Origin of the sequence: Lutibaculum baratangense AMV1 (assembly GCF_000496075.1) — a bacterium.
GTDB classification, from domain to species: Bacteria; Pseudomonadota; Alphaproteobacteria; order Rhizobiales; family Tepidamorphaceae; genus Lutibaculum; species Lutibaculum baratangense.
Genome location: NZ_AWXZ01000040.1, coordinates 127,684 through 154,658, shown reverse-complemented (window position 1 = coordinate 154,658; position 26,975 = coordinate 127,684). Strand labels below are relative to the sequence as shown.

At 69.4% G+C, this 26,975-nt stretch carries 23 protein-coding genes; 16 read left to right on the top strand and 7 right to left on the bottom strand.

Annotated features, from left to right (window positions below; all coding sequences use genetic code 11):
- The first annotated feature begins 145 nt into the window (after nt 1–145).
- From N177_RS18495 to N177_RS18455, 9 genes are all read left to right on the top strand, one after another.
- The gene (locus tag N177_RS18495) at nt 146–2,173 is read left to right on the top strand and encodes a flagellar hook-length control protein FliK (protein ID WP_040486162.1); all 2,028 of its coding nucleotides are present in this window, start codon (nt 146–148) and stop codon (nt 2,171–2,173) included.
- A gap of 24 nt (nt 2,174–2,197) precedes the next feature.
- Complete coding sequence (locus tag N177_RS18490) at nt 2,198–2,854, top strand: flagellar hook assembly protein FlgD (RefSeq protein WP_023433940.1); 657 nt, start codon at nt 2,198–2,200, stop codon at nt 2,852–2,854.
- Between the two features lie 135 nt (nt 2,855–2,989).
- On the top strand, nt 2,990–3,265 hold the full coding sequence (gene sciP / locus N177_RS18485) for a CtrA inhibitor SciP (protein WP_023433939.1): 276 nt from the start codon (nt 2,990–2,992) through the stop codon (nt 3,263–3,265).
- A 455-nt stretch (nt 3,266–3,720) separates the two neighbouring features.
- Complete coding sequence (gene fliF / locus N177_RS18480) at nt 3,721–5,349, top strand: flagellar basal-body MS-ring/collar protein FliF (RefSeq protein ID WP_023433938.1); 1,629 nt, start codon at nt 3,721–3,723, stop codon at nt 5,347–5,349.
- Nucleotides 5,346–6,395: a flagellar motor switch protein FliG gene (fliG, locus tag N177_RS18475; RefSeq protein WP_023433937.1), complete on the top strand. Its 1,050-nt coding sequence runs from the start codon at nt 5,346–5,348 to the stop codon at nt 6,393–6,395. Before fliF ends, fliG begins: the two co-directional genes overlap by 4 nt.
- A gap of 10 nt (nt 6,396–6,405) precedes the next feature.
- Entirely contained in the window at nt 6,406–7,086 is a 681-nt protein-coding gene (locus N177_RS18470; RefSeq protein ID WP_023433936.1) for a FliH/SctL family protein, read from the top strand.
- Nucleotides 7,073–7,420 carry a flagellar motor switch protein FliN gene (fliN, locus tag N177_RS18465; RefSeq protein WP_023433935.1) on the top strand — a complete coding sequence of 116 codons (348 nt, stop codon included), beginning with the start codon at nt 7,073–7,075 and terminating at the stop codon, nt 7,418–7,420. Before N177_RS18470 ends, fliN begins: the two co-directional genes overlap by 14 nt.
- 43 nt (nt 7,421–7,463) lie before the next feature.
- Entirely contained in the window at nt 7,464–8,828 is a 1,365-nt protein-coding gene (gene flbD / locus N177_RS18460; protein WP_023433934.1) for a sigma-54-dependent transcriptional regulator FlbD, read from the top strand.
- 257 nt (nt 8,829–9,085) lie between these two features.
- The gene (locus N177_RS18455; protein WP_152527963.1) at nt 9,086–12,484 is read left to right on the top strand and encodes a S8 family peptidase; all 3,399 of its coding nucleotides are present in this window, start codon (nt 9,086–9,088) and stop codon (nt 12,482–12,484) included.
- 104 nt (nt 12,485–12,588) lie between these two features.
- On the opposite strand, the gene N177_RS18450 is transcribed toward N177_RS18455, so the two are convergent.
- Nucleotides 12,589–13,623: a helix-turn-helix domain-containing protein gene (locus N177_RS18450; RefSeq protein WP_023433932.1), complete on the bottom strand. Its 1,035-nt coding sequence runs from the start codon at nt 13,621–13,623 to the stop codon at nt 12,589–12,591.
- A gap of 196 nt (nt 13,624–13,819) precedes the next feature.
- A complete protein-coding gene (locus tag N177_RS18445; RefSeq protein ID WP_023433931.1) occupies nt 13,820–14,710 on the bottom strand; it encodes an NmrA family NAD(P)-binding protein in 891 nt (296 codons plus the stop codon).
- 78 nt (nt 14,711–14,788) lie between these two features.
- On the opposite strand from N177_RS18445, the gene N177_RS18440 reads away from it, so the two are divergent.
- On the top strand, nt 14,789–15,706 hold the full coding sequence (locus N177_RS18440; RefSeq protein ID WP_023433930.1) for a LysR family transcriptional regulator: 918 nt from the start codon (nt 14,789–14,791) through the stop codon (nt 15,704–15,706).
- Nucleotides 15,707–15,741: 35 nt separating this feature from the next.
- Here N177_RS18440 and N177_RS18435 read toward each other — a convergent pair whose 3' ends face one another.
- From N177_RS18435 to N177_RS18420, 4 genes are all read right to left on the bottom strand, one after another.
- Nucleotides 15,742–17,037 (bottom strand): LVIVD repeat-containing protein, encoded by a 1,296-nt coding sequence (locus N177_RS18435; protein WP_023433929.1) that lies wholly within the window; start codon nt 17,035–17,037, stop codon nt 15,742–15,744.
- Nucleotides 17,034–18,548: a tripartite tricarboxylate transporter permease gene (locus N177_RS18430; RefSeq protein ID WP_023433928.1), complete on the bottom strand. Its 1,515-nt coding sequence runs from the start codon at nt 18,546–18,548 to the stop codon at nt 17,034–17,036. The genes N177_RS18435 and N177_RS18430 overlap by 4 nt, the downstream gene beginning before the upstream one ends.
- Before the next feature lie 4 nt (nt 18,549–18,552).
- On the bottom strand, nt 18,553–19,086 hold the full coding sequence (locus N177_RS18425) for a tripartite tricarboxylate transporter TctB family protein (protein ID WP_040486160.1): 534 nt from the start codon (nt 19,084–19,086) through the stop codon (nt 18,553–18,555).
- Nucleotides 19,087–19,199: 113 nt separating this feature from the next.
- The gene (locus N177_RS18420; protein WP_023433926.1) at nt 19,200–20,192 is read right to left on the bottom strand and encodes a Bug family tripartite tricarboxylate transporter substrate binding protein; all 993 of its coding nucleotides are present in this window, start codon (nt 20,190–20,192) and stop codon (nt 19,200–19,202) included.
- Nucleotides 20,193–20,601: 409 nt separating this feature from the next.
- Here N177_RS18420 and N177_RS20770 point away from each other — a divergent pair, with 409 nt between their 5' ends.
- The 3 genes from N177_RS20770 (at nt 20,602) to N177_RS18405 (ending at nt 24,095) form a co-directional block, all read left to right on the top strand.
- The gene (locus N177_RS20770) at nt 20,602–20,991 is read left to right on the top strand and encodes a hypothetical protein (RefSeq protein WP_051402478.1); all 390 of its coding nucleotides are present in this window, start codon (nt 20,602–20,604) and stop codon (nt 20,989–20,991) included.
- 54 nt (nt 20,992–21,045) lie between these two features.
- Nucleotides 21,046–23,178 (top strand): flagellar biosynthesis protein FlhA, encoded by a 2,133-nt coding sequence (gene flhA, locus N177_RS18410; RefSeq protein ID WP_023433924.1) that lies wholly within the window; start codon nt 21,046–21,048, stop codon nt 23,176–23,178.
- Between the two features lie 122 nt (nt 23,179–23,300).
- Nucleotides 23,301–24,095: a MipA/OmpV family protein gene (locus N177_RS18405; protein ID WP_023433923.1), complete on the top strand. Its 795-nt coding sequence runs from the start codon at nt 23,301–23,303 to the stop codon at nt 24,093–24,095.
- A gap of 71 nt (nt 24,096–24,166) precedes the next feature.
- Here the strand turns inward: N177_RS18405 and N177_RS18400 are convergent, their stop codons facing one another.
- Nucleotides 24,167–24,769 (bottom strand): exopolysaccharide biosynthesis protein, encoded by a 603-nt coding sequence (locus N177_RS18400; RefSeq protein ID WP_023433922.1) that lies wholly within the window; start codon nt 24,767–24,769, stop codon nt 24,167–24,169.
- Between the two features lie 221 nt (nt 24,770–24,990).
- Between N177_RS18400 and N177_RS18395 the strand changes: the two genes are divergently transcribed.
- From N177_RS18395 to N177_RS18385, 3 genes are read left to right on the top strand one after another with little or no spacing between them, the layout of a single operon-like run.
- A complete protein-coding gene (locus N177_RS18395; RefSeq protein WP_023433921.1) occupies nt 24,991–25,923 on the top strand; it encodes an aminotransferase class IV in 933 nt (310 codons plus the stop codon).
- Nucleotides 25,924–25,937: 14 nt separating this feature from the next.
- Nucleotides 25,938–26,228, top strand: coding sequence for a GNAT family N-acetyltransferase (locus N177_RS18390; RefSeq protein WP_023433920.1), 291 nt, complete (start codon nt 25,938–25,940; stop codon nt 26,226–26,228).
- 3 nt (nt 26,229–26,231) lie between these two features.
- The gene (locus N177_RS18385) at nt 26,232–26,975 is read left to right on the top strand and encodes a sulfotransferase-like domain-containing protein (protein ID WP_023433919.1); all 744 of its coding nucleotides are present in this window, start codon (nt 26,232–26,234) and stop codon (nt 26,973–26,975) included.

Sequence of the window (26,975 nt, the reverse complement as noted above, 5' to 3'; positions counted from 1 at the left end):
GGACGGAGCTTCGGAAGCGGCAATGGAGCGACGTGAGGGCGCTGCGGCAGCGCGCCCCCTCGTTCCGAGCCCCGACCTGAAAACAGTGCGCGGAGGCGAGCCGGCCAGGACACCATCTGCGATCACGCCCGCCGTCCCCTCCGGCATGGACGCGCGCCTGCCCCGTGCGGCCGACAAGCTGATGGCGGTCGACGTTCAGGAGACTGCGAAGGCGTCCGGTGCGACGGACACCACCGCCCCGCTCACCGCCACGCCCGATGCCACCCCCGCCTTGGCTGATACGGCCGAGCCGGCCGTCCAGCGCGCGACGCCGGCCACCCCGCTCACACCCGCACAGGCCGAGGCTTCGCCCCCAGCCCCGCAGATCGGCGGCAAGGCGACCGAGGCCGCCGTGAAGGCGCCGCATCCTGGGACGTCCGGTGCGACGGGCGCCACCGCCCCACTGATCGCCACGCCCGATGCCACCCCAGCCTCGGCTGATACGGCCGGGCCGGCCGTCCAGCGCGCGACGCCGGCGAGCCCGCTCACGCCTGCGCAGGCCGATGCCTCGAGCCAGGCGCCGCAGATCGACGGCAAGCTGACCGAGGCCGCCGTGAAGGCGTCGCATCCCGCGATGCCCGGCGCGACGGGCGCCACCGCTCCTCTCACCGCCACATCGGATGCCGCGGCGACCCTGGCGGATGCGCCCGAGCCGGCCATGCAGCGGCAGGCCGCGGCCGCGCCTGCCGAGCCCGCCGACGTCAGTGGCTTTGCGCCAAAAGGCAACGGCACCGCGGCGACCGCGGTCAGCCCTGGGGCCTCACGGGAGCAGGATCGCGCGCCCGCTCGAGCGGCGCCTGGGCCGATCAATCAGGACGGTATGGCTCGGCGGGCACAGCAGGTACCTACACCTCCGATGCGTGCGGAGGTGACGAACGCGCCGCGCCGGCCGCTCTCACTCGCCTTCGCCGAGCTCGCCGCAGCCGGCGGGATCGAGACCTCAGCGCAGGCCCCAAGGACCGCCGACCGGGCCCTTGCCGCTCCCGGCGTCACGCCGGCAGGCATGGCGAGGACGCCGGCGACCCTTCGCCAACAGCTTCTCGGCCTCGGCACTTCGGGTACACGGGAAGCTCCGATCATGGCGGGTGCCGTCAGGCCCTTCGCGATCAACGTCGCCGAGCCGTCGGCGCCTCCGGCGCGACAGGGTCTGGCTTCGTCAGGCATCGAGGTGGCCAAGCCGGCCGCACAGTCGTCCGCGAGTGGCCAATCCGCCGTCGGCACGACCGTCCTCTCGGGCATGGCCGCCGTGGCCGGCCTGGTGCCCCCGGCGAGACCGGGCGTCGCACAGGCTCGCGGTGCGGAGAGCACGGACAAGCCGCTGTCGGAGGGCAGATCCAGCCCGCAAGGAGGCGCCCCGCTCATCGCCGCGGGCGGACAGAGGCCAGGAGCTTCGGCGGAGGCTGCGGCACGGACGAACACGCAGGCTGGCAGCGCGTCGGCGCCTGCGGCACGCGCCAAGCCTGCCCTGGCAGGCAAGTCAGACGACATGGCGTTCGACGCGAGCCTCAAGCCGTCCGCCGCCGGAGACGGGGTGGCCCGCATGCCGCCGGCGGAGCCGATGCCGTCGCAGCTCGGCCAGACCCAGCTCGCCGGGCCGTTGGGCACCGCCGGCACCGCGGCGGCAGCCGCGGTCGGAGAAGCTCCGATCCGGCTCGGCCACCCTGGCCATGCCTTGCCGGCGACCCCTTCGCAGACGCCACGCCTCGATACGGCCGCCCTGGGCCTGACGATCGGACGGGAGGTCCAAGCCGGCCGCAAGACATTCGAGATCCTGCTCGATCCGCCGGAGCTCGGCCGGGTCGAGGTGCGAGTCGAATTCCACCGCGACGGCCGGGTGTCCACGAACCTCGTCGTCGACCGCCCCGATGCCCTCGAAGCGCTGGTGCGGGACGCGAGGGCACTGGAGCGGGCACTGACGCAGAGCGGCTTCACGGTCGATCGCGACGGGCTGAGCTTCCAGCTGCGCGATCAGGGCGGCTTCGCCGGCGGGCACGGCAGACAAGCGCATGACGGAACGGCCGAGCAGTCGCCTGGAGGCGATCGCCCGTCCGACTTCACCGAAGAGACAACGCCATCGCAGCCGCAACAGGCCAGCCGTGGGACGGCAAAGAGCGGGCTCGACCTGCGCATCTAGCGGGTCGGCAGAAGGAGACTGACCATGTTTCTCAGCGGCATCTCGAACGCCATGACGCCAGCAAAGTCGGGCTCCGACGGCGCGACGCTCAATGCGAATTTCGACACCTTCCTGAAGCTCCTGACCACCCAGCTCAGGAACCAGAACCCCATGGAGCCGCTCGACGCGAACGAGTTCACGAAGCAGCTCGTGCAGTATTCGGGCGTCGAGCAGCAGATCAAGTCGAACGCCAATCTGGAAGCGTTGATCCAGATGCAGTCGGTCAATGCGGCGACGGCGGCGACGAGCTTCATCGGCAAGACGATCACGGTCCAGTCCGCATCGACCTCGCTCGCGAACGGACAGGCGAAATGGCAGGTGAGCGCGGGTGCCGCCGCCGAGACGGCCACGTTCACCGTCCGCGACGACACGGGCGCCGTGGTCTACGAGGAGGTCCGGGAGGTCAAGCGGGGCGCCAACGCCTTCACTTGGGACGGAACGACGAGCAACGGCGGCACTGCGGGCGACGGCTACTACACGCTGACGGTCGATGCCCGGACGGACAGCAACACGGTCATCCCGGTGTCCGTGGCGGTCCAGGCCCTCATCGACGGTGTCGACTTCTCCGGATCGGAGCCGGTGCTGCTTTCCGGAGACCGGGGCGTCCCGCTCTCGAACGTGCAGTCGGTGAGCCAGTCGTGATGCAGCAGCCACGAGTCTCGTTTTGAGGCGAATTCGCTATGTATGTTAACGATTTGCCCACCATTCGCTTAGGCAATTCTTAAACGCGCACCGATAGTTTCACGCCGTGATTGGTATCGCGTTGTGAGAGTGTCGATGTCGGAGCAGTATCGGCCGCGGACGAAATACGTCATCGGGCCGGACGGGAGCCCGTTAACGATCGCAGATCTTCCGCCGCCCACGACGAAGCGCTGGGTCATCCGTCGGAAGGCAGAGGTGGTCGCCGCTGTGCGTGGCGGCCTCCTGAGCCTCGAGGAAGCCTGCAGCCGCTACACCCTGACGGTCGAGGAGTTCCTGAGCTGGCAGGCCTCGATCGACCGCCACGGCCTGGCGGGACTGCGTGCGACCCGCATCCAGCAGTACCGGCAGTAGCCGAGCCGTTCCACCTGTCGAAGCAAGAGCGCCGGCGCGATCGCGACCGGCGCTTTTTCTTTCCGTGATCGCGACAAGTCGGCGAGGCGTGAGCCCGGTGACGCCGACGCTTTCAGCACCGGCGGCCCGGAGCCGGTGCGAGTCGTCGGCACCGCCTCGATCAGCCGATAGCCGGGCGCCTGCGACACCCGCCGACGGCTTCGCCACCGCGCCCTGCGAGCCTCCCGTCTCAGCATTCGTTAACGAAGGGCGCCTTCCCGTTAACGAACCCGGCAGGATCTGCCGCGGTGAAAGAACGAAAATCGGCTCAAACCCTCGGAAACCGTAGGGGAAGGTTCCGACGCCCGTTCCGCGTTAACCATTTATTCACCACGCGATAGGAAATTTCTGCCCAGCGGAGCGCACAAAGTCGCTCCCTGGGGCGTCGGCAAGCAGAACGGCACAGGGACTTTCCGGTGGGGGGTGTACTCGATTTTCTGAAGTCGCTCGGTGCGGCGCGACTGGCGGCCATGGGTGCCGTCGCGGTCGCGCTTGCGGGCTTCTTCGCCTTCCTCATCCTGCGCCTCACGGCGCCGGTCATGGTCCCGTTATACACCGAGCTCGACACCCGCGACGCCAACTCGATCATCGAGAGGCTGGAGACGCAGGCGGTCGCCTACGAGCTCAATCGCAACGGCGGAACGATCCTCGTGCCCGAGGAGCAGGTGCTTCGGCTGCGGATGGAGCTCGCCGGCAGCGGCCTGCCTTCCGGCGGCGGCGTGGGCTACGAGATCTTCGATCGCTCCGACGGCCTCGGCACGACGAGCTTCGTGCAGAACATCAACCACGTCCGCGCGCTCGAGGGAGAGCTGACGCGGACGATCCAGGCGCTCGAGCGGGTCAGCTCAGCCCGCGTCCACCTGAACCTGCCGGAACGCGAGCTCTTCTCCCGCGAGCAGCCGGAACCTTCCGCCTCGATCGTCGTGCGCTCGCGGGGGCAGCTCGAGACGGCGCAGGTCCGCGCGATCCGCCACCTCGTCGCCTCGGCGGTCAAGGGCATGCGGCCCGACCGCGTGTCGATCGTCGACGAGACGGGTCGGCTCCTGGCGGACGGCACCGTCGCGCAGGACATGTTCGCCGCCTCCGCGCTCGACGAGCGCCGGGTCGAGCTCGAGCGCCGCGTCCGCAGCCACGTCGAGGAGATCGTCTCGAGCGTCGTCGGTCGGGACCGCATGCGCGTTCAGGTGGCGACCGAGCTCGATCATGCCCGTGTGACGACGCAGTCCGACACCTATGATCCCGACGGTCGCGTCATCCGGTCGACGCAGACGCGGGAGGAGCAGAGCGACAACCAGCGCGCCGCCGCCGATGGCGTCACCGTCGGCAACGAGCTGCCCGCCGCAGGGCAGCAGCAGGGTGCAGGCGCGGCCGACCGGGAATCGGCTAACAGCACCGAAGAGGTCGTGAACTACGAGATCTCGAAGACCTCGAAGGTCGAGACGACCGAAGCCGGCCGCGTCGCCCGCATCTCAGTGGCCGTGGTCATCGACGGCAACTACTCGCAGAACCCCGATGGCGATGTCGTCTACGAGCCTCGCAGCCCCGAGGAGCTCGAGCGGATCGCGGCCCTCGTGCGCTCGGCGGTGGGCTTCTCCGAGGCTCGCGGCGACCGGGTGGAGGTCGTGAACCTGCGCTTCGCCGAGCCGCCGACGCTGGCTCTTGCGCCGAAGAACGACGGCTGGCTGCCGGAGCTCACCCGCTCCGACGTGATGCGCATCATCGAGACGGCGATCCTCGGCCTCATCGGCATCCTGGTCGTCCTCTTCGTCGCCCGTCCGCTCGTCCGGCGCATCCTCGCGCCCGACGAGCAGGAGCTGGCGCAGCAGGCGGAGGGTCTGCCCGAGCTCGCCCACGCCTCCGCAGGGCTGCCACAGCTCGCGCCGCCCGACAGCAGGGACCCGGCGATGGACCAGGTCGCCATGGCCGAGATCGCGGGTGAGGTTCAGCAGGCGGCGGTGATGCGCGTGCAGGAGATGGTCGCACAGAACCGGGAAGAGGCCGTCAGCATCGTGCGCAACTGGATCAACGAGGAAGCGGCAGCATGAGCCAGGAGCTCGCGACGATCTCGACCCGCCTGCCGGCCCCGACGGGATCGCAGGAGCTGAAGGGTGCCGACAGGGCCGCCGCCCTCCTCCTCGCGCTCGGCCCCGAGACCGGGTCGCTGATCCTGAAGGACCTCGACGAGGACGAGGTCCGGACGGTGACGATCGCCATGTCGAAGCTCGGCAAGGTCCAGGCCGAGACGATCGAGCGCCTGCTCGCGGAGTTCGTGCTCGACATGAACAAGGCGGGCGCCGTCATCGGCAACGACGAGGCGGCCGAGCGCCTGCTCCTCCAGTTCCTGCCCGAGGACCGGGTGCAGATGATCATGGAGGAGATCCGCGGTCCCGCCGGCCGGAACATGTGGGAGAAGCTCACGAAGGTGCCGGAGACGGTCCTCGCGAACTACCTCAAGAACGAGTACCCGCAGACGATCGCGCTCATCCTGTCGAAGATCAGGGCCGACCATGCCGCACGGGTCTTGGCGATCCTGCCGCCCGAGCTGGGCTTCGAGGTCATCAACCGCATGCTGCGCATGGAGTCGGTGCAGCGCGAGATCATCGAGGGGCTCGAGCAGACGCTGCGCAGCGAGTTCATGTCGAACATCGCGAAGACCCAGCGCCACGACCCGCACGAGCGGATGGCCGAGATCTTCAACAATTTCGACCGCCAGACGGAGGCCCGCTTCCTCTCGACCCTCGAGGAGCACAACCGCGACTCCGCCGAGCGGATCAAGGCGCTCATGTTCACCTTCGAGGATCTCGCCCAGCTCGACGCGGCCGGCATCCAGACGCTCCTGCGCGGGATCGAGCGCGACAAGCTGGCGGTCGCCATGAAGGGGGCGAACGAGAAGCTGAAGGAGTTCTTCTTCTCCAACATGTCGCAGCGCGCCGCCCAGATGCTGCGCGAGGACATGGAGGTGATGGGGCCGGTGCGCCTGCGCGAGGTCGACGAGGCGCAGATGGCGATGGTCAATCTCGCGAAGGACCTGGCCGCCAAGGGCGAAATCGTGATCGCGAAGAACAACCAGGAAGACGAGCTTGTCTACTGAGGCGCCCACAATGGCACGATCCGCCGAGCGCTACCTCTTCGACGAGGTCTTCGCGATCGACACCGCGCCGAAGAAGAAGGAGGCGCCCGCGCCCACCTTCGACCAGCGGACGCTCGACGACGCCGTCGCGGCCGCCCGCGAGGAAGGACGCCGGGAAGGGCGCGAGGCCGGCAAGCGCGAGGCGTTGGGCCAGGTCGAGAAGCGCGTGGCCGACACGACGGCCGCCCTCGTCAAGTCGCTGGCGAGCCTCCTCGAGCGCCGGGATGCGGAAGAGCGCGAAGCGTCCGAGGAGGCGGTGCAGATCGGCGTCGGCGTCGCCCGCAAGCTCTGCACCACGCTCATCGACAAGGAGCCGGCCGTCGAGGTCGAGGCCCTCCTGCGCTCGTGCGTCGAGTGGGCCGGAGACGCGCCGCATCTCGTGATCCGCGTGAACGACGAGGCGGCCGAGATCCTGCGGGGCAACGTCTCGAAGATCGTCGCGGAGAAGGGCTTCGGCGGACGCGTCGTCGTGCTCCCGGACCCCGACGTCGCGCCCGGCGACGGCCGCATCGACTGGGCCGACGGCGGCGCCGTCCGCGAGCGGGCGAAGATCGAGGCCGACATAGACGACGCCGTCGGGCGCTACCTCGCCACGCGGGGCGCGGCGCGGAAGGACGACATGAAGGAAGGGACAGCCGATGGCAGAGAATGACGAGCAGCCGTTCGGCGATCTGAGCGACACGGCGACGATGGAGGAGCCTCGACCGACACTCGGCGAGGACGACGACCAGCCGCGCTCGGCGGCGGACCTCGAGGCGATCTTCGACGTCCCGGTGCGCGTCTCGGCAATACTGGGGCGTGCGCGGATGGGCGTCTCCGAGCTCCTGGGGCTCGAGGCGGGGCGCCTCATCGAACTCGACCGCAAGGTGGGCGAGGCGGTCGACATCTACGTGAACGACCGACTGGTCGCCCGCGGAGAGGTCGTGCTCGTCGAGGACAAGCTCGGCATCACAATGACGGAGATCGTGAAGAACGAGCGCGGTTGAACGACCGCGACCGGCACGACCCAATGGACGGAGGAAGAACACGATGAGGCTCATGATCGTCGGCACGCTGCGGGGGCAGCTCTCCGCGGCGACGCGCATCGCCATGGATCGCGGTGCCTCGGTGATGCATGCGTCCGGCCTCGACGAGGCGATGAAGGCGCTGCGCGGCGGGCGCGGCGCCGACCTTCTGATGGTCGACGTCGCCCTCGACATCGGCGATCTCGTGGCGCGGATCGAGCTCGAGCGGATCCACGTGCCGATCGTCGCCTGCGGCACCGAGAACGATGCCCGCTCCGCGGTCGCGGCGATCAGGGCCGGCGCGAAGGAATATATTCCTCTCCCGCCCGACCCCGAGATGATCGCTGCGGTCCTCGCCGCCGTCGCGGAGGAGACCCACTCCCTCGTCTATCGCGACGAGGCGATGGCGGGCGTCGTCCGCCTCGCCCAGCAGATCGCTCCCGCCGACGCGAGCGTCCTGATCACCGGGGAGAGCGGCACCGGCAAGGAGGTGATGGCCCGCCTCCTCCATCGCAAGTCGAAGCGGTCCGACAGGCCCTTCATCTCCGTGAACTGCGCCGCGATCCCCGAGAGCCTCCTGGAAAGCGAGCTCTTCGGCCATGAGAAGGGCGCGTTCACGGGCGCGGTCGCCCGCCGCATCGGCAAGTTCGAGGAGGCGAACGGCGGGACGCTCCTGCTCGACGAGATCTCCGAGATGGACGTGAGGCTTCAGGCCAAGCTGCTGCGGGCGATCCAGGAGCGGGTGATCGACCGGGTCGGCGGCACGAAGCCCGTCGCCGTCGACATACGCATCATCGCGACCTCGAACCGCAATCTCTCCGAAGCGGTGCGCGAGGGCTCCTTCCGCGAGGACCTGTTCTTCCGGCTGAACGTCGTCAACCTCAAGATCCCGCCGCTGCGCGACCGCCCAGCCGATGTCCTCGCCCTCGCCGAGCACTTCGTCCACAAGTACTGCGAGGCGAACGGCGTGCAGGACTGCCGCCTCTCGGAGGAGGCGCGCCGGGCGCTGACCGCCAATCGGTGGGCCGGCAACGTGCGCGAGCTCGAGAACACGATCCACCGCGCGGTGCTTCTGCGCACCGGCGAGACGATCGGGCCGGAGGCGCTCGTCCTGCCGGACGGGTCGAGCCTCGGCGAGAACGACCCCGCCTCGCGCGCGGCCCAGGCGGCCGAGGCGGCCGCGCGCGCCTTCGTCGGCAAGACCGTCGCCGAGGTCGAGCGCGACCTCATCCTGCAGACGCTCGACCATTGCCTCGGCAACCGGACGCATGCGGCCAACATCCTCGGCATCTCCATCCGGACCCTGAGGAACAAGCTGCACCAGTACTCCGACGAGGGCTTCCCCGTCAGCGCACCGGGCGGCAGCGAGACGAGGGCCTACGCGGGCTAGCATTTCCGCGCAAGGCCGAGATCGCCGTCAGCCGGACGGCGGCGATCTCCGACGACGCCCCGGCTGCCCCTCACGGCCATGCCGGGACGGAGCCCCCGCCCCCGCTGTGCTTCATCCGCAACAGCTGCCTGTTCTTCCTCGCGCCCGGCTTTCTGAGACGCATAGTCAAGCCCGGACCCCTCGTTTCGCCTATAGAAGCGGCATTCTTCGCCATCTTCGCCTCTGGAAGATGGCCAATGGGGGGACTTCCGAGGTTCATGAAGACGTCGTCGCGTGTCCGGCGCGCCATTGCTGCGCCCTTCTTCCTGTCCGTGTCGATCGCCGCGATGACCGCGGCTGCAATCTCTGCCGGGGCCCTGCCCGCGGCGGCCCAGCCAGCCGAGGAGCTGTCGGCCTCTCCCGTCGCCGATGCCCTGGCCCGGGCTAAGGCGCACGGCACGCGATCCTTCGTCGCCTCCGTCTTCGAGAACGTCCGGCTGACGCCGTTCCGCTCCGCCGAGATCGTCGCGCGGGCGAACGCCATCGCGCCCGGCCTGTCGGCCGAGATCGCGAAGGCCGCCGGCACGGCCGAGGCGATCGCCGCCCGCTCGGCCGGCGCCGCGCTGCCTCCCGGCGCCCGCCCCGATGCCGATCTCGACGCGCTCACCGAGGAGCAGCGCAACTACGGCTACAACCTGATCGGCGCCGAAGCCGCGCACGAACTCGGACTGACCGGCGCCGGCGTGGTGGTCGGCGTGATCGACAGCGGCTTCGACCAGAGCCCCGACGGCCGCGTCCATCCGGAGCTCGAAGGGCGGATCGATCCGCGCGGCCAGAGCTATCTCTACTGGGTCAATCCCGATCTCCAGGCGATCACTGCGGAAACGACGCTCGAGGAGATCTTCGGCCAACCGGGCGATGCGACGGACGACACGGACGGCCACGGGACCCATGTGGCCGGCACGATCGCCGCGGCGCGCGACGGCCAGGGCATGGTCGGCATCGCCCCGGGCGCCACGATCCTGCCCATCAAGGCGATCCCGCAGGACGGCGAGATATATGTCGAGCAGATCGACGAGATGGTGCCGATCGCGGCGCTGCAATATTGCGGCCCGATCGCGCTCCTGAGCGGCGGCGAGGACTGCGGCTACATCTCGCCCACCGGCAACACGACGGCGGACGCGATCGCCTATCTCGCGCAGTTCGACGACGTGAAGGTCGCCAACGGGTCCTTCGGCCCCCTCTCCGAGGTCGGGCAGACGACCAGCGGCATCACGCTCGACGACGCGCAGCAGGCTGAGGCGCTGGCGGAGTTCGTCGAGAGCGGCAAGATCTTCGTCGTCGCGGCGGGCAACGAGTATATCGACGCGCCGGTGCTCGCCGAGAATCCCACGGGCATCGGCCTCTACCCCTTCATCTCGCCCGACAATGCCGGCGCGACGAATTCCGCCGGAGCGCCGATCTTCGTCGACGAGACCGGGCTCGACCTCGACTTCAGCGACTTCCATCCAGACGCGATCGCCGCCTACGAAGCCGAGACCGGTGCCGAGTACGGCCGCATCATCGTCGTCGTGGCGGTCGACGCGCAGAAGGAGATCACGGCCTACTCGAACCGCTGCGGCGTCGCCGCGGAGTGGTGCATCGCCGCGCCGGGCGGCGGCATCGACAGGGACGAGAACGGCAACCCGCTCCAGCGGCCGATCTACTCGACCTACCCGACGGACGACTACGGCTACTCCGCCGGCACGTCCATGGCCGCGCCGCATGTCGCGGGCGCCGTCGCGATCCTGATAGAGGCCTACCCGCACTTCTCCCCCGGCAAGCTGACCGACATCCTCTTCGAGACGGCCGAGGATCTCGGCGAGGAAGGCGTCGACGCGGTCTACGGCCACGGCCTCCTGCGGCTCGACCGGGCGCTCTCCGGTCCGCTCGGCATCGATCCCAGGTCGACGGGGCAGTATGTCGCGAACGTCGAGGGCGCACGGAGCTGGCTCTTCGGCTTCACGAGCGAGGGCGGCCTGACGAAGGAGGGGTCGGGCGAGCTGCACGTGGCGAAGCCCGTCGAATTCGCGGGCGAGACGATCATCGAGGACGGCGCCCTCTACGTGCATTCCGTCTTCCAGACGCTCCGGATGCAGGTCGGCATCGACGGCACGCTCGGCGGCGGCGGCCTCGTGGTCGGTGACGTCGACGTCGCCGGCACGCTCTCGCCCGGCCTCTCCCCCGGCACGCTCTTCGTCACCGGCGACGTGACGCTCGCCGGCACCGCGACGACACGCATCGAGGTCGACGGCCCCCGCGCCGGGACCGGGGCCGGCAACCACGACCTGATCGTGCTGACCGGCAACGGCTCGACCTTCACGGCGAGCGGCACCCTGGCGCCGGTCCTTCGCGGAATCACGGGCGACGCGACGAACAGCTTCACCCCGTCGCTGGGCCAGACCTTCGTAGTCGCCTACGCGCCGGAAGGCCGGGTGACGGGATCGTTCGACCGGCTCGACCAGCCGACAGCCGGCCTGCTGCCGGGCACGCGGTTCGACGTGATCTATACCCCGGACGCGCTGTCGCTCGTCAACACGCCGACCTCCTACGGCGACCTCTCGGCGCTCGGTGCCGCGCAGTCGGCGGCGGCCCGCGCCTTCGGCGGCGCGCTCGACGAGGCGCGTCCTGCGGCCGGCGTCCGTCCGGACGCGTCAGAGGCTTCGGTCTTCGACCCGCTCTACCTCGTGGCGGATGCCGGCGCGCTCGCGGCCAACCTCGACGCCGCAGCAGGCACGATCCATGTCGCCGCCGGCCAGGAGGGCGTTCGCTCGGTCGGGCGGTTCGCGGACGCCGTCGCGTTTCGCCAGGGCCAGCTTGCCCTCGACGTGGCGCGGACGCCGGGCACCACGGACTTCTGGAGCCGGGCGAAGCGCAGCTCGAGCGATGTCGGCAGCGGCACGGCCGGCCATGACGGCGGCGCCACCGCCTTCACGTTCGGCGTCGACCATGTCGGCGAGGCCTACGCCGCCGGCGGGGCGGTCTCCTACGAGACGAGCGAGGTCGACGGCGCCCACGGCAGCGCCGATCTCGACGCGCTGCATGCGGCGATCTACCTCTCCGGGCAGGTCGCGCAGTTCGAGGCGGGGCTCAGGGCCGGCCTCTCCCACGTCGAGTGGGACGTCCGCCGGCATGCCTTCGGGCGCTCCTTCGCCAGCTCCACCGACGGCAATGGCGGCTTCGTGGAAGCTCACGCGGGCCAGCGTTTCGACACGGACCTCGCGACCCTCCTGCCGACCGTCACGCTCGGCTACCGGGCGATGGAGCGGAAGGGCCTCTCCGAGAGCGGCGCCTTCGCCCTCGCCGTGGACGACAAGACCTACGAGGAAGGGCACGTGACGTTCGGCCTCATGGCCGAACGCGGGTTCGACCTCGGCGAAAGCGGGCGCTTCACGCCGCGGCTCTCGCTCGCCTACCGGCACGACTTCCTCGACATCGCGCGCACGAGCCCGCACGCGGTCCTCGACGCGGCCTTCGACGCACCCGGCGCCGAGATCGGCGCCGATGCCCTGCTCGCGACCGTCGGGCTGGAGTTCGCGGCCAACGACCGCTTCTCCGCCGTCGCGGCCTATGCGGTCGAGGCACGCGACGGGCTGACCGAGCAGTCGCTCAACGCGTCCGTCGTCTTGCGCTGGTGATGGCACGCAATCGCGACCGGGGAGCTCTGTCCGCTCCGCCGGGCGCGTTAGGCGGGGGGAGGGTCGGGGGGCCCTCCCCGCCAAGCTCTGGCCCGGTGCCCGTTCTAGCCGAGGCTGGCGCGCAGCGCGCGCATGTCGGCGAGCCAGCGCGCGGCCCGGGTGTCCGCCTTCAGGGCGGCGACGACGGCGGCGCCCTCCCTCGCCAGCTCCGGCACGTCGCTCGGGCGAACCCCGAACCTCGCCTTGAAGGCGCGGGAGAAATGGGCCGCGCTCGTGAAGCCGACGTCGAAGGCGATGCGCTCGACCGACCGCCGCTCGGCCGCGCCGCCGGCGAGGAGATCGAGAGCCCTCGCGAGGCGGCGGTCGCGGATGAAGGCGGCGATGCCGCCATCCATCTCGAGGATCCTGTAAAGGGTGGCCCGCGAGATGCCGCAGGCTTCGGCGATGCGGTCCGGCGACAGGCCAGGACTGTCGAGATTGCGGTCGACGAAGTCGAGCGCCGTCGCCCGTGCGCTCGCCGCTGCCGCCGCACGCACGCCCGGCGGGGCATCGGCGGTCGCCGCGCCGGTCACCAGGGCCACGAGAGCGTCGGTGCAGGCCGCAGCCTCCGCGAGGTCGAGACGATGCCCCTCCGCCGCCATGAAGCCCATATGCGCCCGGATGATCCGTGCGAGAGGTCGCGTGCCGTCGACCTTGAGGCCGTGGATGCCCGATGGCCGCAACGAGACGAATTTCTCGCGCGGGATGACGAGCGTGAGGTTTGAGAAGGCGCTGGCGAAGGTCTCGAACGGCCGCGCGAGATCGAGGACGCCGATCTCGCCGGACCCGACCACCACCTCCTGGCCCGCGAGGTCGCCGGCATAGGCGCCCCGGTCGTAGCACTGGATCACGAGATGGTCCCAGCCGCTGTCCCGGATCGTGCCCGATGTCCGCGAGAAGTGCTGGCCGTCCCCGGAGGTGCGGGCGATCACGACGTCGCCGAGCAGCACGGTCGAGGCCTCGCCACGAAACGTCTCGACGTCGCTGCCGTCGGGAAGCCGCACGTCGAAGAGCGGCCGCACCAGCGTGCTCCACATTTCGAAGCGTTCGGCGCCCGAAAGCGCCCGCAGATCGAAGGAGGTCGGGCTTTCGGAGGACATTTCCGCGGTCGAGAAGGCGTTCGGGCGGGGGCGGCGCGCTGCGTCGCAGGTGCAGCGATCTTCCCCTCTGGCGGACGTCGAGGCAAGTGCCCCGGTCCGCCGATCCTCATCTGGGACGCAGCTCGGGGACCCACGACCGGCTCCTTTTGCCGGCCGCTCACCAGGGCTCCCTCCCTTCCCGAGCCCTCGGCGGGCCTCAGGCCGCGGGCTCTCGTGCCTCGGCCTCGACGCTCTGCACGATCCTCGAGACCGCGTCGTCCAGCGCGACGGAGCCGCGGCGTCGTTCGGCGCCCTCGGCATGTTCGACCCTTCCGCCGGCGATGCCGTCGTACATCCCGAGCAGCGCCTCGGCGATCGCCGGAGGGACGCCCGCTCGGGCGAGAACGGCTGTCCGGGCCTCGGGGGCAATGAATGATGCCGTCACCGGCCGGCCGAGGGCCCGGCCGAAGGCGGCGGCCACGTCGTTCGCGCTCCAGTCGTCCGGCCCCCGCAGTTCGACGGTCCGCGCGCCGGTGACGCCGTCGCCGAGGAGACCGGCGGCGGTTCGGCCCACGTCGGTCGTGCTCACCATCGGGATCTTCAGGGACGGCTCCAGGAAGGTCGGAAGCACGCCCTCGGCGAGCACAGCTTGCACCACCTCGCTCCACGTCTCGACGAAATATCCCGGCCGCAGGAAGGTGAGGGACGGCGCTGCTCCCGTGAGGTGCTTCTCCAACCGGTTGAGCGTCGCGATGATGCCGGTGCCCGTTTCGTGCTGGGCGCCGACGGAGGACAGCGCCACCACTCTCGGCAGTTCGGCCCGCCGCACGGCCTCCGAGAGCGCGCTTCCGAGCTCGTCGGCGCGCCTGAACGGATCGCCCTCGACGGGCGGAGGCATGAGCAGGAACGCGCCCGACGCCCCCCGCAATGCTTCGACGAGGCCCGACCCGTCCTCGATGCTGCCGATGGCGATCTCGGCACCCGTTCCCGCCCACTTCTCAGCCTGCTCCGGCCGTCGCAGGACGAGGCGAACGGCGTTTCCCGAGGCGATGAGAGCCCTGGCGGTTTCGCCGCCCACTCGCCCGTTTGCTCCAAGCACGACGTACATGCAGATCTCCCTTGGTTGATGTGCCGGAGGGTAGATCGGGCCTCGTCATGCGTCGAATGCATGATATGTATTATCGTCATGCGTGAAGTGGATTTGAGACGTGTCGACCTCAACCTGCTCGTGGTGCTCGCGGCGCTGATCGAGGAGCGCAGCGTCACGCGCGCCGCGATGCGGCTCGGCATGAGCCAGCCCGCCGCCAGCCGCGCGCTCGCGCGGCTGCGGGCGCTCTTCTCCGACGCGCTTCTCGCCGACGGGCCCGGCGGATACGTCCTCACCGCGCGCGCCGAGGAAATGCGTCCGCTACTGCGCGGCACGCTCGAAGGTGTCGGGGAGCTCCTCGACGGCAGGGCGTTCGATCCGATGCGGGAGACCCGACCCGTGCGCCTGCTGATGCTCGACCTCGAGGCAGCAGTGCTCGCTCCCCGGCTCATCGCAAGCCTCGCGGCGCATGCCCCCTCCGTCGATCTCGAGGTGATACCGCCGGGACGACAGCCGCTCGAGGCGCTGGAAGGCGACGCCGCGGACGCGCTCGTCGGGCTCGTCGAGGATGCGCCCGCCGGGATCCGGAAGCGCAGTCTCTACGAAGACCACTTCGTGACGCTGATGCGGGCCGAGCACCCCGCCGCAGGCGCCGAGCTCACGCTGGAACGGTTCCTCGCGCTCGATCATGTCGTCGTCAGCACGACGGGTATCGGCCGGGCGTGGGTCGACGAGGTACTCCAGCGCTCCGGCAGGCAGCGCCGGGTGAAGGTGCGCGTGCCGAGCTTCTTCGCGGCCGTCGAGATCGCCGCGAGGTCCGACCTCGTCATGACGCTGCCGTCGAGCCTGGCCCGCACGGCAGCCGACATGCGGCGCTTCGTGACGGCGCAGCCGCCGCTCGACCTGGGCGGCGTCACGATGAGCCTCGCCTGGCACGCGCGCCATCAGGATGCGCCCCGGCATGTCTGGTTGCGCAGGACGATCGTCGAGGCCGTCGCCGGCCTCGGCCTCCGCTGATTTCGCGACTTCAGGCGTGCCGCGAAGCCCCACCTCTACCCCGTGTGCTCGAGGATGCTCAGCCCGCGATTGCGATCGAGCAGGTAGATCAGGCCGCGGTCGTCGACGTCGACATCGTTGCTCTGCGGCGCGGGATAGCCCTCGGGCGGCGGCGGCACATAGGCGGCGATCTCCGTCGGCCGGGCGGGATCCGCAATGTCGATGACGCGCAGGCCGCCCGCGAACCACGCCGCGTGGACGATGGTGCCGTCCATCTTCTCGCGGAACTGGTGGATGCCGAAGCGTCCGCCGGCGCGCGCGTAGGGGGAATCCCGCTCGCTCACATGGAAGGTCGAGACCGGCTTGATATTGGCGGGGTCGGTGATGTCGAGGACCCACAGGAAACCGTGCGGCTGTCCCGGCACGTGGTCGTGCTCCTCGTCGCAGGCGAGCGCGAGCTCGCGGCCGTCGAAGCGGCCGGGCACCGGCATGAAAGTGTGGGTCGGCTCGGGGATCGGCGGGTGGTAGTCGAAGCGGCCGATCGTGCGCGGCGCGGCGATGTCGGACACGTCGACGAGCCAGGCACCGGCGTACCAGCAGGCGGCGAACATGCGGTCGCCGAAGCGCAGCGCATGGTGCAGCCTGTGGCGCTGGCCCGGCCAGTCCGGCGTCTCGCCCGCCGCCACGTTCTGCCCCGGCATCCACCAGCGCGACACCTCCTTCGGCGCGGAGGGGTCCGCGAGGTCGTAGGTCACGAGGATGTTGCCGACGAAGCCCTCCATCTCCGTGGAGATGTAGGCGTAGCGCTCGTCCATGTGGAAGCGGTGCACGCCGATGCCGCCGGTGTGGACATAGGCGAGCTCGCGCGGCCTCGCGAGGTCGGAGATATCGAACACGCGGAAGCCGCCGTCGCGGTATCCCCGTTCGAGGCCCGCCCGAAGCTCCGGCACGTCGGCCGCCTCGACGCCGAGCTCCGCCGCGATCGCCGCGTCGCCCGGATCGCGGCCGGTGCGCGCGCGGTGCGCCTCCTCGACCGCGGCGATGCGCTCGCCCTTGCGATAGAAGTGGCGCTTGTGCCGCTCGACGTTGCAGATCATCAGATCGCCGACCACCCGCACCTTGTGGGTGTGGGAGTACTGGTCCGGCGGCGCGACCGTCGCCACGACCTTCGGGTTCGCGGGGTCGCGGACGTCGATGATGCTCGTGCCGTCCGGCGGCGACATGTGACCGACGAAGGCGTGCCCGCGATGCACCTCGACCTGGCCGCCGCCTTGTATGTCGAGATAGCCGAGGCGGCGCACGTTGTAGCCGGCCGATCCGTCGGCCGCCGCAGTCAGGTCCGTCCGTGTCATGGCTTTCCTCCGGCCGTCTCTCTGCTCTTGTGGTAGCGGGCGAGGATCCACGGCGTCGCGAGCGAGGCGAGAAGCGCCAGCCACAGCCCGTTCGCGATCGGCCGCGAGAAGAACACGCCGAGATCGCCGCCCGACAGGCGGAGCGCCCGCAGGAAGTTCTCCTCGAGGAGCGGCCCGAGGATGACGCCGATCAGGAGCGCGACGACGTGGAAGCCGGTCTTGCGGGCGATGTAGCCGATCACGCCGAAGGCGATCGCGAGCCCCATGTCGAACGGGTAGCCGCGGTAGATGAAGGCGCCGATCAGCGTGAAGCAGATGATCGACGGCGCGAGGAACTGGGTCGGCACCAGCGTGATGCGCGAGAGGTAGCGCGTCAGCGGCAGGATCGTGAAGATCATCAGGACGTAGCTCACGATCATCGTCACGAAGACGCCGTAGGCGAGAACGGGCTGCTCGGTGAACAGGCGCGGCCCGAGCGCCACGCCGTGATAGTTCAGCACCACCATCATGACGGCCGCCGTGCTGCCCCCCGGCACGCCGATGACGAGCATCGGGATGAGGCTGCCGGACGACACGCCGTTGTTCGCGGCCTCCGGGGCGAGCACGCCTTCGGGGTGCCCCTTGCCGTAGGCGTCGGGCGTCTTGGAGAAGGTGCGCGACTGCTGGTACGCGACGAAGGAGGCGATGCTCGCGCCGGCGCCCGGGATCGCGCCGATGCCGAGGCCGATGAGCGAGGTCCAGCAGACGTGCCAGAGGCGGGCAACGCCCATCCGGATGCCTTCCCACGTGTCGCTCCAGCGCGACTTCAGCATGTGGGCCCGGCCGCTCTTGGAGACGATCAGGTCCTGCTCGATCATCACGAAGGCTTCGGACAGCGCGAACAGGCCGATCAGCGCCGGCACGAGCGGCACGCCGTCATAGAGCTCGAGGAAGCCGAACGTGCCCCGCGGGTTGGAGTAGATGTGGTCGGCGCCGATGCCGCCGATCAGGAGGCCGATGAGGCCGGCGATCAGGCCCTTCAGCGTGTCCTTCGCCGCGATGACCGCGATCAGCGTGATGCCGAAGAGCATCACGACGACCATCTCGACGCTGTGCAGGTAGAAGGCGATCTGCGCGAGGTAGGGAATGGCGAACAGCGCGATGATGGCGGTGATGAAGCCGCCGATCGTCGAGGCGAGGAAACTCAGCACCAGCGCCTGCTGCCCGAGCCCCTTCTGGGCCATCGGGTAGCCGTCGAGCGTGGTCGCCGCCGCGCCGCCGGTGCCCGGTATGTTCAGAAGGATCGCCGGGATGCCCGAGCCCATGTGCGAGGCGACGTAGAGGCTGACCATGAAGGTCAGGCCCTGGTCGATCGGCACCGCAAGCGTCAGAGGCAGGAGGATGATGATCGTGTTGTGCGCGCCGAAGCCGGGGATCGCGCCGATGATGATGCCGATCGTCGTGCCGATGAGGATGATCCACCAGTAGCCGATGGCCATCGAGAAGAGGTCTATCAGGAGGTCCGCTGTCATGGCCTCAGTTCCCCGCGCCGGTCAGGGAGCCCACGAGGCGCCCGACGACGCCCTCCGGCAGCCTCGAGCGAAGCGCCACGACGAAGAGCAGATACCCCGTCGCGGCGAGGATGAAGGGCACCCCGACGAGCGGCTTCCACACCCGCACCCCGAGGAGCGCCATGGCGGACATCAGGAACAGGAAGGTGCCGAGGGCGAAGCCGAATATCGGCATCAGCGCAACGTAGAGCGCGGCGAGCGCGATCGTTCCGAAGCGGCGGACGAAGAGCGTGCCGGTGCCGAACACCTCGCCCACCTTGAAGGTGATGCGGCCCGCGCCGATGGCGGACAGCGAGCGCAGGAGGAACAGGATGCAGAGGACGAGGACGGAGACGCCGAGCAGGAGGCCGCTCATCTTGGCGCCCCACGGCAGGTCCCAGATCGTCGAGATGTAGTAGACCGCGAATATGAGCCCCGCGACGGGGATGATGAGTTCGTTGGCGTCGAGCGCCGGCTTCTCCGCCGGGGCCGCGCCTGCGTCCTGCGTCTGTTCGGACATCACTTTTTCGGTAGGCTGAGCGTCACGTCGGCGGGCGACGGACGGCGCGTTGCGTCAGGCCGGAGGGACGGCTCGCGCCCCTCCGGCGAGTGGAGGCGAAAGGACGGCGCCGATCAGCCGTTGCCGCTGAGCACGTCCTTGTAGCGCTCGGCGAGCTCCATCGTCGCGCGCGCCTCCGCGGCGCAGGCCTCCTCGTCGGAATACTCCGCGAACTCCCAGATGAGCTTCGACTGCTCGACCTCCTGCCTGTAGGCGGGATCCTCGAACGCGGCTCGCGAGGTTTCCTTCAGCTTCTCGAAACGGTCCGGATACTCCTCCGCGGCCGCCCGGTGGATCGCCCAGGCCCTCGTGCCGGACAGCGCCGGGATCTGGGTCCCCAGGGCCTCGTTCACCGGCGGCGCGTCGTTCGTCAGGTTCGGCAGCCGGTTGCGGTTCTGGAACACCGTCAGGAACCGGATCTGGTCGTCCAGGCCGAGCGAGGACCCCAGGAACGTGGCGCAGGCCTCGACCTCGCCGGTGATGGCGGCCGTGCGCGCGGCCGACCCGCCGCCATAGGGGATCAGCCGGAAGTCGGCACCCGTCGCCTCGCCGAGCGCGAGCACGCCGAGGCTCGAGGGATGCGGCAGGCGGCTCGTCGAGATGTTGATCGTGCGCTGCTTGCCCGCCTCCACGAGGTCCTCGATCGTCTGCAACTCGCTGTTCGCGGCCACCCAGATCGCGGAATCGTCGACGTCGATGCCGGCGAAGTAGATGTAGTCGTCGGGGTAGGTGTAGCTCGTGTCCTGCGTCGCATAGACGATCATCTCCGGCCCGATATTGCCGAAGAGCAGGTTGTGAGCATCGGGCTCGCGCTTGCCGACATACACCTCGTAGCCGACCTGGCCGGAGGCGCCGGGGAAGTAGCCGAACTCGAAGTTCGCGCCCAGGTGCTTCTGCCAGACCGAGGTGAACGCCCGGGCGGCGCGGTCGACGCCGCCGCCCTCGCCGGTCGGAATGACCACGTTCATGGTGTGGCTCGGAAACTGCTGCGCGAAGCCCGGCCGCGTACCGGCCAGCCCCATGGCGGCCGCGCCCGCCGACATCCCGAGGAACGTACGTCTGTTCAAGCTTGTCCTGCGGTTCATGTCTTTCCTCCCTTTTTGAGGTCGAGGCCGCCTGCGTGGTTAGGGGGTGGCGGCTTGTTCTTGTGCCGCGCAAGGCGCGCGGCTCCCTTAATGGTTAGACGAAAGTCCAACATTGGTTGGGTGCGAGTCAACCCGCCAACGGCACGTCACGGCGCAAGTTGGGTGGAAAGATGTTTATTTGCAGACGATTAGACAATGCTAATTTGCTTTGACCAATCTCTGACCGGTTCGTTGGAAGGCATCGCAGTCGCCGAAGCGGCACGATTTTCGGGGCTCCGCCGCGCGTCGCGGCGCAATGACGTGCACGGCCGCCCGACATTGCCGGGGCTCGCCGCGGCGCGGGTGGCGGCGTAGGTTGAAGGCTCGAATCGGAACGATCGAGAGGGTTCGCGTGGTGTCGACCGTTGCGGAGCAGGAAGACGAGGAGATCCTGGTCAACAGGGTCTGGTTCAACCTCTTCCGGACCTACAGGCACCTGTCACCGAAGATCGAGAAGCGCCTGAAGGCGGCAGGCGTGGGACATCCGATCTGGTACGAGCTGCTCATCCAGGTGGAGAGGGCGGGCGACCGCGGAATCAATCTCGTGACGCTGCAGCACCAGCTCTTCCTGCCGCAATACGCGCTGTCCCGGCAGGCGGGCTTTACGTGCTTCCCTCCCTCTCGGGACTTGTGGCCGATCGCGGAGGCGAAGCTGCGTCCGGGCTCCTTTAGGGGGAGCACGCAACCAGCCACCGGCGGTACGCCCGGCCCGACGCCCGGGGGGCCGTTAACCTTTCGCTAACCATGAACCCGGCAAAGCTTGCCGGGCAGAATATTCCGGGTGGCGGGGACCAGAATGGCGGACACGACGGCGGCGGGCGTTCCTGCGGCAAGCGGAGCTGCGGGCAGGAGCCGGTTCCTGCAGGTCGGCGACGCGCTGAAGCGGGGCGATCTGGCACTCGCCGTCGGCGTGATGACGATCCTCGTCGTCCTCATCCTTCCGATGCCGCCGCTGATGCTCGACATGGCGCTCGCCATCTCGATCACCTTCGCGGTGCTGATCCTGATGACCTCGCTGTTCATCAAGTCGGCGCTCGAGTTCTCGTCCTTCCCGACGATTCTCCTGATCGCGACGATGCTGCGGCTATCGCTGAACCTCGCCTCGACGCGGCTGATCCTCCAGAACGGGCACGAGGGATCCGCGGCCGCGGGCCACGTGATCGAAGCCTTCGGCAACTTCGTGATGCGCGGCAACTTCGTGATCGGCCTGATCGTCTTCGCGATCCTGATCATCGTGAACTTCGTCGTCATCACGAAGGGTTCGGGCCGCATCGCGGAGGTCGCCGCGCGATTCAGCCTCGATTCGATGCCCGGCAAGCAGATGGCGATCGACGCCGACCTCTCGGCGGGGCTGATCGACGAGACGACCGCGAGGACCAGGCGCAAGGCCCTCGAGGACGAGACGGGCTTCTTCGGCGCCATGGACGGCGCCTCGAAATTCGTGCGCGGCGACGCGATCGCCGGCCTTCTGATCACGTTCATCAACGTGATCGGCGGTATCATCGTCGGCGTCGCGCAGATGGGCCTGAGCTTCGGCGAGGCGGCGCAGACCTACACGCTGCTGACGGTCGGCGACGGCCTCGTGTCGCAGATCCCGGCGCTCATCGTTTCGACCGCGGCGGGCCTTCTCGTCTCGAAGGCGGGCTCCGACGAGAGCGCCGACCAGGCGCTCGGCCGGCAGTTCACGAGCTACCCGCAGGCGCTCGGCATGTCGTCGGCCGTCATGGCGATCATGTCGCTGCTGCCGGGCATCCCGATGGTCCCGTTCCTCGCGCTCTCGGGAGGCGCGGGCTATCTCGCATGGCGCGCCCGCAACAAGCAGGTCGAGCGCAAGACGCAGGAAATCGTCACCCAGGCCGAGGCGAAGCACCAGGCCGAGCAGAAGCCGGCGGAGGAGCCGATCAGCTCGGCGCTGGCGATGGACGAATTGAAGATCGAGATCGGCTACGCGCTCCTGCCGCTCGTCAACGGCGCGGACGGCCAGGACCGCCTGACGGAGCAGATCAAGGCGCTGAGACGGCAGCTCGCCAGCGAGATGGGCTTCGTCATGCCCTCGGTGCGCCTTCTCGACAACATGCACCTCGAGCCGAACAGCTACGTCGTGAAGGTCAAGGAGGTCGAGTCAGGCCGCGGCCACGTCTATCCCAACGCCTTCATGGTGATGGACCCCGAGGGTCGCCAGATCGACCTGCCGGGCACGCACACGACCGAGCCGACCTTCGGCCTGCCGGCGACCTGGATCGAGGCCTCGCTCAGGGACGAGGCGAACATTCGCGGCCTGACGGTCGTCGATCCCGCAACGGTCGTCGCCACCCATCTGACCGAGCTCCTCAAGGCCAATATGAGCGAGCTTCTCTCCTACGCGGAGGTCTCGAAGCTCCTCTCCGAGCTCCCGAAGGAGCAGCAGAAGCTCGTCGACGACGTGGTGCCGGGCGCGATCACCATCTCCGGCATCCAGCGCGTGCTGCAGACGCTGCTCGAGGAGCGCGTCTCGATCCGCGACCTGCCGACGATCCTGGAGGCGATCGCCGAGGTCGCGGGGTCGATCCGGTCCACGCGCGGCATCTCCGAGCACGTCCGCGCGCGGCTGTCGCGCCAGCTCTGCGCCCAGCACCAGTCGCCGGGGGGCTACGTCCCGATCGTCGCGCTCTCGCCCGACTGGGAGCGCGAGTTCGCCGAGGCGCTCGTCGGCGACGGCGAGGACCGGCAGCTGGCCATCGCCCCGTCGAAGCTGCAGCAGTTCATCAAGTCGGTGCGGGATCGCTTCGAGGAGGCGGCGCGCCAGGGCGAGATGCCCGTGCTCCTGACGAGCGGCCTCGTGCGGCCGCACGTCCGCTCGATCGTGGAGCGCTTCCGGGCCCAGACCGTCGTCATGTCGCAGAACGAGATCCACCCGCGCGCGAAGCTGAAGACCCTCGGCTCGATCTGACGCCGAAGCCGCCGCGGCGTGGCATTTCGGTTACGCGCGGCGCGCATCGCCTCTGTTATCTTCAGCTTCGACTGGGGTATCGGGGGCCGGGCGGAGGCTCCCTTGAAGGGGGCCGTGTCTTCGTGCGTCTGACCGTTCTGACCGTTCTTCTGGCGACGGCCGGCACACCGGCGATCGCTGCCGATCCGTTCGCACCGGGACCGTCCGCTCCGATCGGGAGCGACGTCGACCTGTCGCTGCGCCTCGGGCTCGGCGCCCTGGTGCAGCCCGACTACGAAGGATCCGACGACTATCACGTCGTGCCGTGGCCGATCATCTCGCTCGAATTCCTGCGCCTGCCGGGCATCGGCGAGTTCGGCGGACCCTCGAGCGGCTTCTCGATCGGCCCCTCCTTCAACATCCAGGGCAGCCGCAAGGAGAGCGACAACGAGGCGCTCGCCGGTCTGGGGGACGTCGACACCGCGGTCGAGCTCGGCGCCAAGATGTCCTACGAGACCGACATGTTCGGCGCGTTCCTCGCGGTCCGTCAGGGCTTCGGCGGACACGAGGGCGTCGTCGGCGAGGCCGGCCTCAACCTCATCATGAACCCGACCGATCGCCTGAGCTTCATCGCGGGCCCCCGCGTCTCGGCGGCGAGCAGCGACTTCTTCGACACCTACTACTCCGTCACGCCCGGTCAGGCCGCGGCCTCGGGACTTCCGGCCTACGACGCGTCCGCCGGCTTCAAGAGCGTCGGGGTGGCTGCCGAGGCGATCTACAACCTGACGGATCTCGTCGACCTCCACGTCGAGGCCGGCTGGAGCAGGCTCGTCGGCGACGCGGCCGGTTCACCGATCGTCGAGCGGGCGGGCTCGAAGGACCAGTTCACGGTCGGCGCGGGCCTGAGCTACCGGCTCGACCTGAACCTGTTCGACTGACGATCCCCCGGCGGCTTCGCAGCCGCCCTCGACGCGCACCCGAGTCCCGCCCGGTTGCCGCCGCTTGCCCCCTACCCCGCCACCTCCACGGCCGTGTACACCGCCGCGGCGAAGCCTGCGGCCGCCAGGGCGAAGCCCAGGAGGACGAGGAGGCCGTCGCGCGCCGTCAGCGCGAGGGCGAGCACCACGATGACGACGGCGGCCAGGGAGCTCACGAAGGGCAGGAACTCGAGCGGCGGCATCGTCAGCGCGATCAGCAGGCACAGGACGGCGACCGCCCGCATGGCGATCGGCCCGGTCGCCCAGCGGAGCCGCGGCCGCACGAGCCGGTCGACGAAGCGGGCCATCGGACGCAGAGCGCGCAGCGCCCTCTCGGTGTGCGCCTGGGACAGTGACGCCGTGCCCAGGCGGCGGGGGATCCAAAGCGACTTCGCCCCCGCGAGGATCTGCACGGCGACCAGGGCGACCAGGAGAGCCGTCATCGTCGGCAGGGTCGGGATGCCCGAGAGCGGCGACACGATGACGAGCGCCGGCAGCATGAGCATGGGCCCGAAGCCCCGATCGCCCATCGCGTCGCGCACGTCCGTCAGGCAGACCGAACGGTGCTCTCTGGCCACCCGCTCCACCGTGTCGAGAACGGCGCTCAGGCTCGTCGGCTGGGGGGCTGAGGTCATCGGCTTGGGTCACGAACCACGCTGCGCTGCATCCACCTTTCAAGCGACGAAGCGAGAAAGGGTTTCGCGACGGGTGAGGCAGCCTGCCCCCACGAGGATCGGCGCGGGAATATTGCGCCTGCGAAGATGTTCGCCACGCAACCCCACCATGCAGCGGAGTCGTTGCGGGGCCCTCTCCCGCACCTCTAGTCTCCCCTGCTCCAGAACAACCGGAGGACCGTATGGCCCAAGGCACGCATGACTTCAGCGACGACCCGCGCAACGCGCACATCCAGATCTCCGTCAACGGCGAGCTGAAACCGCGGGCGAACGCAGTCGTGTCGGTCTTCGACTCGGGCTTCGTTCTCGGCGACGGCGTGTGGGAGGGCCTGCGGGTCGTGAACGGCGGGATCGCCTTCCTCGACCAGCACCTCAAGCGCCTCTACGAGGGCGCCAAGGCGATCGACATGGAGATCGGCCTGACGCGGGAGGCTCTGGCGACCCGCATCTTCGACTGCCTCGACGCCAACGAGATGACCGACGGCGTCCATGTTCGCCTGATGGTGACGCGTGGCGTCAAGCGAACGCCCTACCAGGACCCGCGCATGACGATCGGCGAACCGACGATCGTCATCATACCCGAGTACAAGTCGCCGATGCCGCAGCTCGCGAAGCGCGGCCTCAAGCTCTTCACGACCCATGTCCGCCGCACGGCGCCCGACATGCAGGACCAGAAGCTGAACAGCCACTCGAAGCTGAACTGCATCCTCGCCTGCATCCAGGCGACGAAGGCGGGTGCCGACGAGGCCCTCATGCTCGACCCCGACGGGGCGGTCGCGACCTGCAACTCGACGCACTTCTTCATCGTGCGCGACGGCGAGGTGTGGACGTCGGACGGGCTCTACTGCCTCGGCGGCATCACACGGGGCAACGTGATCAGGCTCTGCGGAGAGCAGGGTATTCCGGTCAAGGAGAAGCGTTTCTCGCTGACGGACGTTTACGGAGCGGACGAAGCCTTCGTGACGGGAACCTTCGCGGGCCTTTCGCCGGTGCACGACGTCGACGGCCGGGTCATCGGCGTGCCGCCGACGGACGAGCGGGCGGGCCCCGTCACGAGACGGCTTCGCGAGGCCTACAAGGAGCTTGCGCGGCGGGAATCCGTGCGGCCCGCCTGAAGAAGGACATCCGCATGGCGATCGACATCATCCGGCGCGACGACGGGTCGGCCGGCGACTACACGGCCAGCGTCGACGGTGCGCGGGCCGGCGCGCTGACCTACCGCCGCACCGGCAGATGGCTGACGGTGACGCACACGGAGGCCCTGCCTGCCTTCCGCGGCCAGGGCATCGCCTACGCGCTCGTGGAGCGGCTGGCCGCCGACGCCCGCGCCGAGGGGTCGCGCATCGTCCCGCTGTGCTGGTATGCACGCGAGAAGCTGAACGAGAACCCGGCCTGGCAGGATCTGGTCGAAGGGAGGTGAAGGATGCGGGACGGCGCCCTGAGAATCGCGATGTGGTCGGGCCCACGCAACATCTCGACGGCGATGATGCGCTCCTTCGGCAGCCGCGCCGATACGGTCGTGTCGGACGAGCCGTTCTATGCCGCCTATCTCGCGATGACCGGCATCGACCATCCGATGAAGAACGAGGTGATCGCGGCCGGCGAGACGGACCCCCGCAAGGTGGAGGAGATGCTCCTGGCGCCGCTGCCGGCGGGCAGACGCGTCTTCTACCAGAAGCACATGACCCATCACATGATCGAGGGGATCGGACGCGACTGGATCGACCGGGTGACGAACGTCTTCCTGATCCGCGATCCCAACCGGGTGCTCGCCTCCTACGTCAGGAAGCGCGAGGCGGTCGACGCCTCCGACGTGGGGTTCCTGAAGCAGGAGGAGATCTTCGACCGTGTGGCGGACCGCTTGGGCGAGGCGCCGCCGGTCATCGATTCGCATGACGTTCTGGCGGATCCGGAAGGCACGCTGACCGCGCTCTGCGAACGGCTCGGCCTCGACTTCGACAGATGCATGCTCGCCTGGGAGCCGGGTATCCGGACGACGGACGGCGTCTGGGCGCACCACTGGTACCAGTCCGTGGCGGCGAGCCGGGGCTTCTCGCCCCCGCCGGCGGTCGAGCCGGCGCCGCTGCCGCCCCACCTGCTCCACATCGCGGAGGCGGTGCGCCCGGCATACGACAAGCTGCGGGCGCATCGCATAGCGGCGGGCTGA

What these genes read in the sequence shown, in the direction of transcription:
- N177_RS18495 (WP_040486162.1), top strand. Translation starts at nt 146, where the DNA reads ATGGACGCGCGCCTGCCCCGTGCGGCCGACAAGCTGATGGCGGTCGAC.
- N177_RS18490 (WP_023433940.1), top strand. Translation starts at nt 2,198, where the DNA reads ATGTTTCTCAGCGGCATCTCGAACGCCATGACGCCAGCAAAGTCGGGC.
- sciP (WP_023433939.1), top strand. Translation starts at nt 2,990, where the DNA reads ATGTCGGAGCAGTATCGGCCGCGGACGAAATACGTCATCGGGCCGGAC.
- fliG (WP_023433937.1), top strand. Translation starts at nt 5,346, where the DNA reads ATGAGCCAGGAGCTCGCGACGATCTCGACCCGCCTGCCGGCCCCGACG.
- N177_RS18470 (WP_023433936.1), top strand. Translation starts at nt 6,406, where the DNA reads ATGGCACGATCCGCCGAGCGCTACCTCTTCGACGAGGTCTTCGCGATC.
- fliN (WP_023433935.1), top strand. Translation starts at nt 7,073, where the DNA reads ATGGCAGAGAATGACGAGCAGCCGTTCGGCGATCTGAGCGACACGGCG.
- flbD (WP_023433934.1), top strand. Translation starts at nt 7,464, where the DNA reads ATGAGGCTCATGATCGTCGGCACGCTGCGGGGGCAGCTCTCCGCGGCG.
- N177_RS18455 (WP_152527963.1), top strand. Translation starts at nt 9,086, where the DNA reads ATGAAGACGTCGTCGCGTGTCCGGCGCGCCATTGCTGCGCCCTTCTTC.
- N177_RS18450 (WP_023433932.1), bottom strand. Translation starts at nt 13,623, where the DNA reads ATGTCCTCCGAAAGCCCGACCTCCTTCGATCTGCGGGCGCTTTCGGGC.
- N177_RS18445 (WP_023433931.1), bottom strand. Translation starts at nt 14,710, where the DNA reads ATGTACGTCGTGCTTGGAGCAAACGGGCGAGTGGGCGGCGAAACCGCC.
- N177_RS18440 (WP_023433930.1), top strand. Translation starts at nt 14,789, where the DNA reads ATGCGTGAAGTGGATTTGAGACGTGTCGACCTCAACCTGCTCGTGGTG.
- N177_RS18435 (WP_023433929.1), bottom strand. Translation starts at nt 17,037, where the DNA reads ATGACACGGACGGACCTGACTGCGGCGGCCGACGGATCGGCCGGCTAC.
- N177_RS18430 (WP_023433928.1), bottom strand. Translation starts at nt 18,548, where the DNA reads ATGACAGCGGACCTCCTGATAGACCTCTTCTCGATGGCCATCGGCTAC.
- N177_RS18425 (WP_040486160.1), bottom strand. Translation starts at nt 19,086, where the DNA reads ATGTCCGAACAGACGCAGGACGCAGGCGCGGCCCCGGCGGAGAAGCCG.
- flhA (WP_023433924.1), top strand. Translation starts at nt 21,046, where the DNA reads ATGGCGGACACGACGGCGGCGGGCGTTCCTGCGGCAAGCGGAGCTGCG.
- N177_RS18400 (WP_023433922.1), bottom strand. Translation starts at nt 24,769, where the DNA reads ATGACCTCAGCCCCCCAGCCGACGAGCCTGAGCGCCGTTCTCGACACG.
- N177_RS18395 (WP_023433921.1), top strand. Translation starts at nt 24,991, where the DNA reads ATGGCCCAAGGCACGCATGACTTCAGCGACGACCCGCGCAACGCGCAC.
- N177_RS18390 (WP_023433920.1), top strand. Translation starts at nt 25,938, where the DNA reads ATGGCGATCGACATCATCCGGCGCGACGACGGGTCGGCCGGCGACTAC.
- N177_RS18385 (WP_023433919.1), top strand. Translation starts at nt 26,232, where the DNA reads ATGCGGGACGGCGCCCTGAGAATCGCGATGTGGTCGGGCCCACGCAAC.